Consider the following 14,507-nt stretch of genomic DNA (forward strand, 5'->3'; position numbering starts at 1 on the left):
ATGCCGACTCGTCGCCGGCCGATCGCCGGAGAACGCCGTACGCCGCGGAGCTTCGCGACCGACGACGCGCGCTCGACCGCGCCGACCGCGCCGACGTCGCCGACGTCGCCGACGTCGCCGACGTCGCCGACGTCGGACGAAATCGAGGCCGCGATCGCCGCCGAGACCTCGCCGGACCTGGCGCCGGCCGTACCCTCGCCGGCCGCCGAGGTGGTCGAGCAGGCGCCGCCTGCGTCTCGCTCGGACGAGGATCTCCGCGCGCCGGTCCTGGTGATCGTGCTCGCCGTCGTCACCGCGATCGCCCTGGTGGCGTTCGGCATTCTCGCGTTCCGCGCCGTCCAAGCCTCGGCCGTCGACCGCGCCCGCACCGAGGCCGTGGCCGCCGCCCGGACCGCGGCGAAGGCGGTGCTGTCGTACGACTACCGCCAGCTCGACCGCGACTTCAAGACCGCCTCGGGCCACCTGACCGGGACGTTCGCGAGCGAGTACACCAAGACCACGACCACCGTCGTCCGCCCGACCGCGACCCAGACGAACGCCGTCGTCGTCGCCGAGGTCCGCACCGCCTCCGCCGTCTCCGCCACACCGGACCGGGTGGTGACGTTGCTGTTCGTCAACCAGACGACGACCAGCAACCGGCTGAAGGAGCCGCGGACGGACTTCAACCGCGTACGAATCACCATGGACCACATCGACGACCGCTGGCTGATCAGCGACATCGACGCCCTCTAACCCCCCGGCAGGGTTTCGGCTGGTGGCCGTGCCCCGTGATCATGTACGTGATCATGAAGGCAAACCCGGCGTATACAACCGGTTCAGCTTCATGATCACGTTCATGATCACCGCGGGCGCGGAGAGGTGGCGGCGCGAGGGATTGGGGCGTCGACCAGGGGCAGCTCGAGCTCATCACGCCGCGGATCCCTGGCTGGAGCTGCTCTGGGGCCGCGACTTTGGATGAAGGGCACCTTCATCCAATAGGTTTGGATGAAGGTGCCCTTCATCCAACAGCGCAGCCACCTGCCCATAGTGGCGGCGAGGCTGACCCAGACCGACCGGGCAGGCGCCGCTTGGCCGTCGCAGTGAACGGGTCGTGTCCAGAGCGGGTCAAACCGTGTCGCCCGGCGTGAGCAGATCGCTAAAATCCCAGGTGGCGGGACGGAAATGCTTGACTCTCGACCCCCATCGGCGTCATCCTCGCAGAGTCACTTGGTGACGAAGGGTGACTCGGCACAACGCGGGGCGGCCACGCGGGGTGTCGGCAGGACGGAGAACAGAGACTGGCGTCTGGAGCCTCAGCCGGGGGCATCCGACGAGTCCTCCGATTTGAAGAAATCCGGGTACTGGACAGCAGTGTGTCGAGAGGCTACACTGTCGCTTTGCCCTGCCTTCCGACTGTCCGCGACTCCCTCGTGGATGGTCTGGCATGTGTAGCGACTGCAAGCCTCGGAAGGACCCCTCTTGGCCGCCGCGCCCACCACTGCGTCCACTACGTCCACCCGCACATCCGACCACGCCGAACCGCCCCGTCGCGTGTCGTTCGCCAAGATCAAGGAAGCTGCTGAGGTTCCCAACCTGCTCGCTTTGCAGGTCGAGAGCTTCGACACCTTGATCGGCAACGATCGCTGGCAGGCCCGGGTCGAGCGTGCCCTCGAAGAGGGTCGCACGGATGTACCCACCAAGTCCGGCTTGGAGGAGATCTTCGAGGAGATCTCTCCCATCGAGGACTTCTCGGGGACCATGTCCCTTTCGTTCCGCGACCACCGGTTCGAGCCGCCGAAGAACTCCGTCGACGAGTGCAAGGAGCGCGACTTCACGTACGCGGCTCCGCTGTTCGTCACCGCCGAGTTCATGAACAACGAGACCGGCGAGATCAAGTCCCAGACGGTCTTCATGGGCGACTTCCCGCTCATGACCGACAAGGGGACGTTCGTGATCAACGGCACCGAGCGTGTCGTGGTCAGCCAGCTCGTGCGTTCGCCCGGCGTCTACTTCGAGCGGAGCCCGGACAAGACCTCCGACAAGGACATCTTCACCGCGAAGATGATCCCGTCGCGGGGTGCCTGGCTCGAGTTCGAGGTCGACAAGCGCGACACCGTCGGCGTACGTCTCGACCGCAAGCGCAAGCAGAACGTCACTGTCCTCCTGAAGGCGCTCGGCTGGACCGACGCGCAGATCCTCGAGGAGTTCGGCGACTACGAGTCGATGCGTCTCACCCTGGAGAAGGACCACACGTCCGGCCAGGACGACGCGCTGCTCGACATCTACCGCAAGCTCCGTCCCGGTGAGCCCCCGACGCGGGAGGCCGCCCAGGCGCTGCTTGAGAACTACTACTTCAACCCGAAGCGGTACGACCTCGCGAAGGTCGGCCGTTACAAGATCAACAAGAAGCTCGGGTTGGAGCTCCCGCACGATCAGTCCGTGCTGACGATCGACGACATCGTGGCGACCATTCGCTACCTCGTCGCTGTGCACGAGGGCAGGGCAGAGCTCGAGGCGCCGCGCGGGACGATCCTGGTCGAGGACGACGACATCGACCACTTCGGCAACCGCCGGATGCGTACCGTCGGCGAGCTGATCCAGAACCAGCTCCGTACGGGCCTCGCCCGGATGGAGCGGGTGGTCCGCGAGCGGATGACGACTCAGGACGTCGAGGCGATCACGCCGCAGACCCTGATCAACATCCGGCCCGTGGTCGCGGCGCTGAAGGAGTTCTTCGGCACCTCCCAGCTGAGCCAGTTCATGGACCAGACCAACCCGATCGCGGGCCTGACGCACAAGCGGCGTCTGAACGCTCTCGGCCCGGGCGGTCTGTCCCGTGACCGTGCCGGCATGGAGGTCCGTGACGTCCACCCGAGCCACTACGGCCGGATGTGCCCGATCGAGACGCCGGAAGGCCCGAACATCGGTCTGATCGGCTCGCTCGCGTCGTTCGGACGGATCAACCCGTTCGGCTTCATCGAGACGCCGTACCGCAAGGTCGTCGAGGGCAAGGTCATCGACCAGATCGACTACCTCACCGCCGACGAGGAGGACCGCTTCGTCAAGGCCCAGGCCAACACCGGGCTGCACGACGACGGGACGATCGCCGACGAGCAGGTGCTGGTGCGGACCAAGGGTGGTGACACCGAGCTGGTGCCGCCGAACCGGGTCGACTACATGGACGTCTCGCCGCGGCAGATGGTCTCCGTCGCGACCGCGATGATCCCGTTCATCGAGCACGACGACGCCAACCGCGCGCTGATGGGCTCGAACATGCAGCGCCAGGCCGTGCCGCTGATCCGTTCCGAGGCCCCGCTCGTGGGCACCGGCATGGAGTACCGCGCCGCGGTCGACGCCGGCGACGTGGTCGTGGCGACCGCGCCAGGCGTGGTCCGCGAGGCCTGCGCCGACTACGTCGAGGTCGCTCAGGACGACGGCACGTACCAGACGTACCGGCTGTCGAAGTTCCGCCGGTCGAACGCGGGTACGTGCATCAACCAGCGTCCGCTCGTGGGCGAGGGTGACCGGATCGAGGTCGGCACGGTCATCGCCGACGGTCCGTGCACCGACAACGGCGAGATGGCGCTGGGCCGCAACCTGCTGGTCGCGTTCATGTCCTGGGAAGGGCACAACTACGAAGACGCGATCATCCTGAGCCAGCGGCTCGTGCAGCAGGACGTCCTCACCTCGATCCACATCGAGGCGCACGAGGTCGACGCCCGCGACACGAAGCTGGGTCCGGAGGAGATCACCCGGGACATCCCGAACGTCTCCGAGGAGATGCTGGCCGACCTCGACGAACGCGGCATCATCCGCATCGGCGCCGAGGTCCGCGACGGCGACATCCTGGTCGGCAAGGTCACGCCCAAGGGTGAGACCGAGCTGACGCCGGAGGAGCGGCTGCTCCGCGCGATCTTCGGTGAGAAGGCGCGCGAGGTCCGCGACACGTCGCTGAAGGTTCCGCACGGCGAGACCGGCACCGTCATCGGTGTCCGCGTCTTCGACCGCGAGGAAGGCGACGAGCTGCCGCCGGGCGTCAACCAGCTGGTCCGGGTGTATGTCGCTCAGAAGCGGAAGATCCAGGACGGCGACAAGCTCGCCGGCCGGCACGGCAACAAGGGTGTCATCGCGAAGATCCTGCCGGTCGAGGACATGCCGTTCCTCGAGGACGGGACTCCGGCGGACATCATCCTCAACCCGCTCGGTGTCCCGGGCCGGATGAACGTCGGCCAGGTGCTGGAGACCCACCTCGGGTGGGTTGCCAACTCTGGTTGGGCGATCGAAGGCGACGACACCAGCTGGAAGGAACGTCTGCAGGCGATCGGGGCGGGCATGGCCGAAGGCCGTACCAACGTCGCGACGCCGGTGTTCGACGGTGCCAGCGAGGAAGAGATCGCCGGGCTGCTCGGCTCGACCGAGCCGAACCGCGACGGCAACCGCATGGTCGGCACGAACGGCAAGGCCCGGCTGCTCGACGGCCGGACCGGCGAGCCGTTCCCCGAGCCGGTCGCTGTGGGCTACATCTACATGCTGAAGCTCAACCACCTCGTCGACGACAAGATCCACGCGCGTTCGACGGGTCCGTACTCGATGATCACCCAGCAGCCGTTGGGTGGTAAGGCGCAGTTCGGTGGTCAGCGCTTCGGTGAGATGGAGGTCTGGGCGCTCGAGGCCTATGGCGCGGCGTACGCGCTGCAGGAGCTGCTCACGATCAAGTCCGACGACGTGACCGGCCGCGTGAAGGTGTACGAGGCGGTCGTCAAGGGCGAGAACATCCCCGAGCCGGGCATCCCTGAGTCGTTCAAGGTGCTCGTCAAGGAGATGCAGGCGCTCTGCCTCAACGTGGAGGTCCTGTCCAGTGACGGGATGGCCGTGGAGATGCGCGACACCGAGGAGGACGTCTTCCGCGCAGCGGAGGAGCTCGGTATCGACCTGACCCGGCAGGAGCCGAGCAGCGTCGAGGAAGTCTGAGGCATGCGGGACGGGAGCGGTGCTCTTGAAGGCCTCTCCCGTCCCCGCCCTCGACTGAGCCAGCCCTATCAGTAACTACCCCTGGGGAAGAGAACACGTGCTCGACGTCAACTTCTTCGACGAGCTTCGCATCGGCCTCGCCACGGCCGACGATATCCGTACGTGGTCGCACGGTGAGGTAAAGAAGCCCGAGACGATCAACTACCGCACGCTCAAGCCCGAGAAGGACGGACTCTTCTGCGAGAAGATCTTCGGTCCGACCCGGGACTGGGAGTGCTACTGCGGCAAGTACAAGCGCGTCCGCTTCAAGGGCATCATCTGTGAGCGCTGCGGCGTCGAGGTGACCCGCGCCAAGGTTCGGCGCGAGCGGATGGGCCACATCGAGCTGGCCGCGCCGGTCACGCACATCTGGTACTTCAAGGGTGTGCCCAGCCGGCTCGGATACCTGCTCGACCTGGCGCCGAAGGACCTCGAGAAGGTCATCTACTTCGCCGCCTACATGATCACGCGTGTCGACGACGACGCCCGGACCCGCGACCTCCCGTCGATGGAGGCCCGGATCGACGTCGAGCGCAAGCAGATCGAACAGCGCCGTGACAACGACGCCGAGCAGCGCATGAAGAAGCTCGAGGAGGACCTCGCCCAGCTCGAGGCCGAGGGTGCCAAGAGCGACGCGCGCCGCAAGGTGAAGGAAGCCGCCGAGCGCGAGATCCGCCAGCTGCGCGACCGCAACCAGCGCGAGCTCGACCGCCTGGAAGAGGTGTGGACCCGGTTCAAGAACCTCAAGGTCCAGGACCTCGAGGGCGACGAGATCCTCTACCGCGAGATGCGCAACCGCTTCGGCAAGTACTTCGACGGCGACATGGGCGCGTCCGCGATCAAGCAGCGGCTCGCCGACTTCGACCTCGACGCCGAAGCGATCAACCTGCGCGAGATCATCCGCAGCGGCAAGGGTCAGAAGAAGACCCGTGCGCTCAAGCGGCTGAAGGTCGTGTCGGCGTTCCTCACGACGAACAACAACCCGCTCGGCATGGTGCTCGACTGTGTCCCGGTCATCCCGCCGGACCTGCGCCCGATGGTGCAGCTCGACGGTGGCCGGTTCGCGACGAGCGACCTGAACGACCTGTACCGCCGCGTGATCAACCGGAACAACCGGCTCAAGCGACTGCTCGACCTGGGCGCGCCGGAGATCATCGTCAACAACGAGAAGCGGATGCTGCAGGAGGCCGTCGACGCGCTGTTCGACAACGGCCGCCGCGGCCGTCCGGTCACCGGGCCGGGCAACCGTCCGTTGAAGTCGTTGTCCGACATGCTCAAGGGCAAGCAGGGCCGGTTCCGTCAGAACCTGCTCGGCAAGCGCGTCGACTACTCCGGCCGTTCGGTCATCGTCGTCGGTCCGCAGCTGAAGCTGCACCAGTGCGGTCTGCCGAAGGGCATGGCGATCGAGCTGTTCAAGCCGTTCGTCATGAAGCGGCTGGTCGACCTGAACCACGCGCAGAACATCAAGAGCGCGAAGCGGATGGTCGAGCGGCAGCGTCCGGTGGTCTGGGACGTGCTGGAAGAGGTCATCGCCGAGCACCCGGTGCTGCTGAACCGTGCGCCTACGCTGCACCGGTTGGGCATCCAGGCGTTCGAGCCGCAGCTCATCGAGGGTAAGGCGATCCAGCTGCACCCGCTGGTGTGTGCGGCGTTCAACGCCGACTTCGACGGCGACCAGATGGCGGTGCACGTTCCGCTGTCGGCGGAGGCGCAGGCCGAGGCCCGCATCCTCATGCTGTCGACGAACAACATCCTGAAGCCGGCCGATGGCCGTCCGGTGACGATGCCGTCGCAGGACATGATCATCGGGATCTACTTCCTCACCCTGGACCGTGACGGTCTGATCGGTGAGGGCCGGGCGTTCGGGTCGGTGGCCGAGGCGCTGATGGCGTTCGACCACGGCGAGATCCACGTTCAGAGCAAGATCAAGATCCGGTTCAAGGACTACGCGCCGCCGCTCGGCTGGACCGCTCCGGAGGGGTACGAGCAGGGCTCGTCCGTCGTGGTCGACACCACGCTCGGTCGCGCACTGTTCAACGAGACCCTGCCGGCGGACTACCCGTTCGTCGACTTCGAGGTCGGCAAGAAGCAGCTCGGTGTGATCGTCAACGACCTGGCCGAGCGGTACGCCAAGGTCGAGGTCGCGCACTGCCTCGACGCGCTGAAGGACATCGGCTTCAAGTGGGCCACCCGTTCCGGCGTCACGATCTCGATCGGTGACGTCGTCACGCCCCCGCGGAAGGCCGAGATCCTGTCGGGCTACGAGGACAAGGCAGCGAAGGTCCAGAAGCAGTTCGACCGTGGTCTGATCACCGACGACGAGCGTCGCCAGGAGCTCATCGAGATCTGGACCCAGGCCAAGGCCGAGGTCGTTCGGGAGATGGAAGACGGGTTCGACAAGATCAACCCGATCTTCATGATGGTCCACTCGGGTGCCCGCGGAAACATGATGCAGGTCGCGCAGATCGCGGCCATGCGTGGTCTGGTGGCCAACCCCAAGGGTGAGATCATCCCGCGGCCGATCAAGTCCAACTACGCCGAGGGCCTGACGGTTGGTGAGTTCTTCATCGCCACCCACGGTGCTCGGAAGGGTCTGGCCGACACGGCGCTTCGTACCGCTGAGTCCGGCTACCTGACCCGTCGTCTGGTGGACGTCAGCCAGGACGTCATCGTTCGCGACGAGGACTGCGGCAGTGAGCGCGGTCTGCTGAAGCGGATCGCGTCCAAGCAGGCCGACGGTTCGGTCCGCAAGCTCGAGAACGTCGAGACGTCGGTCTACGCGCGGATCCTCGCCGAGGACGTGCAGACGTCGGGCGGGAAGGTCGTGGCGGAAGCCGGGACCGACCTGGGTGACGTCGTCATCGACCGCCTGGTCGGCGAGGGCGTCGAAGAGGTTCGCGTCCGTTCGGTGCTGACCTGCGACTCGCGCGTCGGTACCTGCGCGGCCTGCTACGGCCGGTCGTTGGCCAGCGGCAAGCTCGTCGACATCGGCGAGGCGGTCGGCATCATCGCCGCCCAGTCGATCGGTGAGCCCGGCACGCAGCTGACGATGCGTACGTTCCACACCGGCGGTGTCGCGGGTGAGGACATCACGCACGGTCTGCCCCGAGTGCAGGAGATCTTCGAGGCGCGCGTTCCGAAGGTGAAGGCTCCGATCGCGGAGTCTGCCGGCCGGGTGCGCATCGAGGACTCCGACAAGGCACGCAAGCTCGTGGTCGTACCGGACGACGGCTCGGAGGAGAAGGGCTACCCCGTCTCCAAGCGGTCGCGGCTCCTGGTCGAGGAAGGTACCCACGTCGAGGTTGGCGCGCAGCTCACGCAGGGCACGCCGGACCCGCAGGACGTGCTCCGTGTCCTCGGCATGCGGCAGGTCCAGCAGCACCTCGTCAACGAGGTGCAGGAGGTCTACCGCTCGCAGGGCGTGACCATCCACGACAAGCACATCGAGATCATCGTCCGGCAGATGCTCCGCCGGGTGACGGTGATCGAGTCCGGCGACGCCGAGCTGCTGCCCGGCGAGCTCGCCGAGCGGATGCGCTTCGAAGAGGAGAACCGTCGCGTCGTCGCCGAGGGCGGGCAGCCGGCTTCCGGCCGTCCGGTCCTGATGGGCATCACCAAGGCCTCGCTGGCCACCGAGTCGTGGCTGTCCGCGGCGTCGTTCCAGGAGACCACCAAGGTCCTCACCGAAGCGGCGATCAACGGCAAGTCGGACTCGCTGCGCGGTCTGAAGGAGAACGTGATTCTCGGAAAGCTGATCCCGGCTGGTACCGGCATGGAGCGGTACCGCAACATCCGGGTGGAGCCCACCGAGGAGGCGAAGGCCGCGATGTACACGATGGTCGGCTACGAGGGCTACGACGCGGACTACACGTTCGGGTCGGGCACAGGCGAAGCGGTTCGTCTAGAGGACTTCGACTTCGGCGGATACTCCAACTAACCAAGGGGTATCGAACTAGCAAGACCCGCACGGGCGGTGGCGACCTCGAGGCGCCACCGCCCGTGCTTTCGTTTGGAATGAGGGCGTCCCTCTAGTGAATAGATCGCTAGAGGGACGCCCTGATTCGAAACGCCACCCCACCAGCTCCCGATCCATTGAATGAAGGGCACCTTCATTCGAACCTATTGAATGAAGGTGCCCTTCATTCAAACAGCGGGGACGGAAGGCCCGGCTTCATCGACACCACAAGAGACCGGGGGCACCCCACAAGCAACGCAAGCACGGCAACAAACCTGAACGGCAAGGAACCTCCTCCGGGCACCCGTTCCCGGGGGAGGGGCGGCGCGTTAAAGACAGGTGGCCGGTCCGGGGCGAGTCAAGGGCCGCTCCGCGGTCGCGAAGCGACGCCTCTCGCCGCGCGCGAAGCGCCCCCCGAGAGGCGCCCTTGACGCGCCCCGGACCGGCCACCAAAATCGACCGCCGCAACAGCCCACGGCGAGCACCAACGGCCAAACAGCTCGCCAAGGTCAATCGAGCTCAAACGCGCCGACAACAGCGATCCGCCGAGCCAATGACCCCCACCCTCGTGATCATGAACGTGATCATGAAGCCGAACTGGTCGTATACGCCGGGTTTGCCTTCATGATCACGTTCATGATCACGGACAGGGGTGGCCGAGGCTTGGGGTGAGGGGCGCCCCGGTCCCATAGGTCCGGACGAGGGTGCCCCCGACCCAGTCGACCCCGCCCCCGCCACGTTTCGAATGAAGGGCACCTTCATTCCATAGGTTCGAATGAAGGTGCCCTTCATTCAAAACGGGCGACCAGAACCCCAACCCCGTCGAGGATCAGATCCAGCCCCGACGCGAAGTCAGCGTCGGCATCCCCCGCGGCCTCGCCCGTCTCGAACAGGTCCGAGGCGAACAAAGCAGCAACCTCCGGATACCGGTCGGCCGAAGCGAGCGAAGCAAGCACCCGCCCGTAGTCGCGTTCAGCCTCGAGCAAGGAGACGTCGCCACGGCTCGAGGCCAGCTGCTGCCCCATCAGTTCCGCATGCCGCACGTACCCGCTCACCACAGTGATCACGGTGACCTTCGAAGCCCACGACAAGCGAGTGGCCCGAAGAGCGGACAACCCAGCGTCCATCCAGCCCACCGTGTGCGGCCCACTCGGCGGGCCGGCGATGGGCAGCCGAACGAGCCAAGGCCGGTCCCGGAACACCCCCCGCAACGCAACCGCCCAACCCCGCAGCGAGTCCCGCCACGACGCAGCCGAGACAGAGGGCGGGGGACCGTAAGCGACGTCCTCCATCAGCCCATACAGCTCGTCCTTGCTGCCGATATGCCGGTACAGCGACATCGGTGTGACCCCGAGCACCTCGGCGATCTTCGGAAGCGAGACCCCAGCCAGCCCGGAAGCGTCAGCGAGCGAGACGGCCGTCGAGACGACCTGGTCGACGTCGAGCTCGGCCGGCCGACCCAGCCGCCGGGTGGGCGTGACCCGCCACATCCGGGCCAGCGGACCGGGCAGAGCGTCCATTACTATAGTCCTTATAGTTTATGGGCAACACCAAACGCGGGAGACCGAGATGAACGTCCAGACCATCCGGAAGGCAACAGGACTCACGGGCCTGATCGCCGCGATCCTCACGCTCATCGAGGTGCCACTGTACTTCGTGTACTCAGGCCCACCTCCGGACGCGAACGTGCTGTTCCGCAGCCTCCTGGGCCTGCTCGGGCTGACGCTCCTGTTCGTGTTCATCACCGGCATCCGCCAGCTGATCAAGGAGGCCGACAGGTCGTACGAGTGGCTCGGCACGCTCACAGCCACCGCCGGCGGAGCCTGGCTGACCGTCCTGCTCGTCTCCACCGGCCTCGAGGTCGGCGCCGTGATCGCGGCACCAGACCCGATCGACCCGACGATCTCGGTGAGCGGCACCTACCTCCTGTACGGAACGATCGCCCGCCTCCTCGAGGGACTCTTCGCACTCAGCCTCGGCATCGCCGTCATCAAGACCGCAATAGCACCGAGATGGGTCGGCCGGTCCGCGATCGCTATCGCAGCCATCAACGCGGCCTTCGTCCCCTCGATGTTCTTCGGCAACGTCCCCGCGAACTTCTATGCCGCCAACGGCTGGGGAACGACCGCTTCGATGGGCGCCCTCACGATGATCTGGCTGATCGCCGTGAACGTCGCGATCCTGCGCGCCAAGCAGCCAAAAGCCCAGGTCGCGAGCTAAACTGGACAGGCGGGACAGCCACAGTGTCCCCATCACCCACCCTGCTTTGACCGCACTTGGTCGGACCAGGTAAGGTTCAAGACCGTGCCCGGCGTTGACTGGGCACTCATGTGTGCCCGGTGAGGGCGCGCGTGGACCCCCACGTTTCCGTCGATCAAGTCGGCGTGACGGCCTTGGCCGGGCGACACACCCGACCGCGGGGGTCGGAGCAACGACTACGAAGAAGACGTCACCGACGAAAGATAGGGAACGACGCGGTGCCCACCATCCAGCAGTTGGTCCGCAAGGGCCGCAAGGACAAGGTGTCGAAGAACAAGACGCCGGCGCTCAAGGGTTCGCCTCAGCGACGGGGGGTTTGCGTGCGTGTGTACACCACGACCCCGCGTAAGCCGAACTCCGCGCTGCGCAAGGTGGCACGCGTCCGGCTGACCAGTGACACCGAGGTGACCGCGTACATCCCCGGTGTGGGTCACAACCTGCAGGAACACTCGATGGTCCTGGTCCGTGGCGGCCGAGTGGCCGACCTGCCGGGCGTCCGCTACAAGATCATCCGCGGATCGCTCGACACGCAGGGCGTCAAGGGTCGCAAGCAAGCCCGCAGCCGCTACGGCGCGAAGAAGGAGAAGAGCTAATGCCCCGCAAGGGTCCGGCCCCGAAGCGGAAGCCGATCATCGACCCGGTGTACGGGTCTCCGCTCGTCACGCAGCTGATCAACAAGGTGCTGCGCAGCGGGAAGAAGGCACTCGCCCAGCGCGTTGTCTACACAGCGCTCGAGGGCTGCCGCGAGAAGACCGGCACCGATCCGGTGATCACGCTCAAGCGGGCGCTCGACAACGTCAAGCCGGCCCTCGAGGTCAAGAGCCGCCGTGTCGGTGGCGCGACCTACCAGGTGCCGATCGAGGTGCGTGCCGAACGTTCGACGACCCTCGCGCTGCGGTGGCTGGTGAGCTACTCCCAGGCCCGCCGCGAGAAGGCCATGGCGGAGCGTCTGATGAACGAGATCCTGGACGCCTCCAACGGTCTCGGCGCGAGCGTGAAGCGACGCGAGGACACGCACAAGATGGCGGAGTCCAACAAGGCGTTCGCCCACTACCGCTGGTAGTTCACAGCGGGATGTAGGGGCGCCGCGACTCCTGCAGCGAACCCATAAAAGACTTCTACGAAAGACCTGACGAGCCTGATGGCGACCGACCTTCGCACTGTCGACCTGGCCACGATCCGCAACATCGGCATCATGGCCCACATCGACGCGGGCAAGACCACGACCACCGAACGCATCCTGTTCTACACCGGCATCACCTACAAGATCGGTGAGGTCCACGACGGTGCTGCCGTCATGGACTGGATGGAGCAGGAGCAGGAGCGCGGCATCACGATCACGTCCGCCGCGACGACCTGCCACTGGAAAGACCACACCATCAACCTGATCGACACCCCCGGGCACGTCGACTTCACCGTCGAGGTCGAGCGCAACCTGCGCGTCCTCGACGGCGCCGTCGCCGTGTTCGACGGGGTGGCCGGAGTCGAGCCGCAGTCGGAGACCGTCTGGCGGCAGGCCGACCGGTACGGCGTCCCGCGGATGTGCTTCGTCAACAAGATGGACCGTGTTGGCGCGGAGTTCCACCGCTGCGTGGAGATGATCGTCGACCGGCTGAACGCGACCCCGCTGGTGCTCCAGCTGCCGCTCGGGTCCGAGGCCGACTTCATCGGCGTCATCGACCTGGTCAACATGCGCGCCCTCACCTGGCGTGGCGAGCCCGAGAAGGGCGAGGACTACACGATCGAGGACATCCCGGCGACGCACACCGAGGCCGCTCGGGAGTGGCGAGACCGGCTCTTCGAGGCGCTGGCCGAGGCCGACGACGAGATCATGGAGCTCTACCTCGAGGGCCAGGAGCCCACGACCGAGCAGCTCCAGACGGCGATCCGGCGCGCGACCATCGCGAGCAAGGTCACCCCCGTGCTCTGCGGCACCGCGTTCAAGAACAAGGGCGTCCAGCCCCTGCTCGACGCGGTCGTCGACTACCTGCCCAGCCCGCTCGACGTGGGTTCGGTCACTGGTCATTCGCTGAAGAGCGAGGAGGAGATCCTCGAGCGCGACCCCGACGAGGAGGCTCCGCTCGCGACGCTGGCGTTCAAGATCATGAGCGACCCGCACCTCGGCAAGCTCACGTACCTCCGGATCTACTCCGGCACGCTCACCTCCGGGACTCAGGTGCTCAACAGCACCAAGGACCGCAAGGAGCGGATCGGCAAGATCTACCGGATGCACGCGAACAAGCGTGAGGAGATCGAGAAGGCCACGGCCGGCTCGATCGTCGCGGTGATGGGCCTCAAGCAGACCACCACGGGTGAGACGCTCTGCGACCCGAACCAGCCGATCATCCTCGAGTCGATGAACTTCCCGGCGCCGGTCATCTCGGTGGCGATCGAGCCGAAGACCAAGAGCGACCAGGAGAAGCTCTCCGGAGCCATCCAGCGACTCGCGGACGAGGACCCGACGTTCCAGGTCCGTACGGACGTCGAGACCGGCCAGACCATCATCTCCGGGATGGGCGAGCTCCACCTGGACATCCTGGTCGACCGGATGAAGCGCGAGTTCAAGGTCGAGGCGAACGTCGGCAAGCCGCAGGTCGCCTACCGCGAGACCATCCGCAAGAAGGTCGAGAAGGTCGAGTACACCCACAAGAAGCAGACGGGTGGCTCCGGCCAGTTCGCGCGCGTGATCATCGACATCGAGCCCACAGGCGGCGAGGGCGATGGTGGCTACGAGTTCGTCAACGCGGTGAGCGGTGGACGGATCCCGCGGGAGTACATCCCGGCCGTCGACGAGGGCATCCAGGAGGCGATGGAGTTCGGCGTACTCGCCGGCTACCCCGTCGTCGACATCAAGGTGACCTTGCGCGACGGTGCCTACCACGAGGTCGACTCGTCCGAGCTCGCGTTCAAGATCGCCGGATCTATGGCCTTCAAGGAAGCGGCACGGCGGGCCGGCCCGGCTCTGCTCGAGCCGGTCATGAGGGCCGAGGTCACGACGCCCGAGGACTACCTCGGCGACGTGATCGGCGACATCAACAGTCGTCGCGGGCACGTTCAGAAGATGGACGAGTTCGCGGGTAACAGGGTCATCACCGCGCTGGTGCCGCTGTCGGAGACGTTCGGTTACGTCAGCGACCTGCGCAGCAAGACCCAGGGGCGCGCAGTGCCCCACATGGAGTTCAACTCGTACGCCGAGGTTCCGAAGTCGGTGTCCGAGGAGATCGTCAAGAAGGTCCGGGGCGAGTGAGCGGGGAGACCCGCGCGTAGTCCCTGTACACCAGTCCCGTAAAGTTTCGCGCCTAGT

Annotated in this window: 8 protein-coding genes; 7 read left to right on the plus strand and 1 reads right to left on the minus strand. The window is 66.2% G+C overall.

Features of this window, described 5'->3' with window-relative positions:
- From JOD67_RS12380 to JOD67_RS12390, 3 genes are all read left to right on the plus strand, one after another.
- Complete coding sequence (locus JOD67_RS12380) at window positions 1-732, plus strand: hypothetical protein (protein ID WP_205117585.1); 732 nt, start codon at window positions 1-3, stop codon at window positions 730-732.
- A gap of 798 nt (window positions 733-1,530) precedes the next feature.
- On the plus strand, window positions 1,531-4,950 hold the full coding sequence (rpoB, locus tag JOD67_RS12385; protein ID WP_307782375.1) for a DNA-directed RNA polymerase subunit beta: 3,420 nt from the start codon (window positions 1,531-1,533) through the stop codon (window positions 4,948-4,950).
- 97 nt (window positions 4,951-5,047) lie between these two features.
- Window positions 5,048-8,926, plus strand: coding sequence for a DNA-directed RNA polymerase subunit beta' (locus JOD67_RS12390; protein ID WP_205117587.1), 3,879 nt, complete (start codon window positions 5,048-5,050; stop codon window positions 8,924-8,926).
- Window positions 8,927-9,732: 806 nt separating this feature from the next.
- On the opposite strand, the gene JOD67_RS12395 is transcribed toward JOD67_RS12390, so the two are convergent.
- Complete coding sequence (locus tag JOD67_RS12395) at window positions 9,733-10,464, minus strand: TetR/AcrR family transcriptional regulator (RefSeq protein ID WP_205117588.1); 732 nt, start codon at window positions 10,462-10,464, stop codon at window positions 9,733-9,735.
- A gap of 49 nt (window positions 10,465-10,513) precedes the next feature.
- On the opposite strand from JOD67_RS12395, the gene JOD67_RS12400 reads away from it, so the two are divergent.
- From JOD67_RS12400 to fusA, 4 genes are all read left to right on the plus strand, one after another.
- Window positions 10,514-11,164 carry a hypothetical protein gene (locus JOD67_RS12400; RefSeq protein ID WP_205117589.1) on the plus strand — a complete coding sequence of 217 codons (651 nt, stop codon included), beginning with the start codon at window positions 10,514-10,516 and terminating at the stop codon, window positions 11,162-11,164.
- 257 nt (window positions 11,165-11,421) lie between these two features.
- Window positions 11,422-11,796, plus strand: a complete 375-nt coding sequence (gene rpsL, locus JOD67_RS12405; RefSeq protein ID WP_205117590.1) for a 30S ribosomal protein S12 — start codon at window positions 11,422-11,424, stop codon at window positions 11,794-11,796.
- Window positions 11,796-12,266 carry a 30S ribosomal protein S7 gene (rpsG, locus tag JOD67_RS12410; protein ID WP_205117591.1) on the plus strand — a complete coding sequence of 157 codons (471 nt, stop codon included), beginning with the start codon at window positions 11,796-11,798 and terminating at the stop codon, window positions 12,264-12,266. Before rpsL ends, rpsG begins: the two co-directional genes overlap by 1 nt.
- A 78-nt stretch (window positions 12,267-12,344) precedes the next feature.
- Window positions 12,345-14,450, plus strand: a complete 2,106-nt coding sequence (gene fusA, locus JOD67_RS12415) for an elongation factor G (RefSeq protein WP_205117592.1) — start codon at window positions 12,345-12,347, stop codon at window positions 14,448-14,450.
- The last annotated feature ends 57 nt before the right edge of the window (window positions 14,451-14,507 follow it).

This window comes from Tenggerimyces flavus, from assembly GCF_016907715.1.
GTDB lineage: Bacteria > Actinomycetota > Actinomycetes > Propionibacteriales > Actinopolymorphaceae > Tenggerimyces > Tenggerimyces flavus.

What these genes read in the sequence shown, in the direction of transcription:
- JOD67_RS12380 (WP_205117585.1), top strand. Translation starts at nt 1, where the DNA reads ATGCCGACTCGTCGCCGGCCGATCGCCGGAGAACGCCGTACGCCGCGG.
- JOD67_RS12395 (WP_205117588.1), bottom strand. Translation starts at nt 10,464, where the DNA reads ATGGACGCTCTGCCCGGTCCGCTGGCCCGGATGTGGCGGGTCACGCCC.
- JOD67_RS12400 (WP_205117589.1), top strand. Translation starts at nt 10,514, where the DNA reads ATGAACGTCCAGACCATCCGGAAGGCAACAGGACTCACGGGCCTGATC.
- rpsG (WP_205117591.1), top strand. Translation starts at nt 11,796, where the DNA reads ATGCCCCGCAAGGGTCCGGCCCCGAAGCGGAAGCCGATCATCGACCCG.
- fusA (WP_205117592.1), top strand. Translation starts at nt 12,345, where the DNA reads ATGGCGACCGACCTTCGCACTGTCGACCTGGCCACGATCCGCAACATC.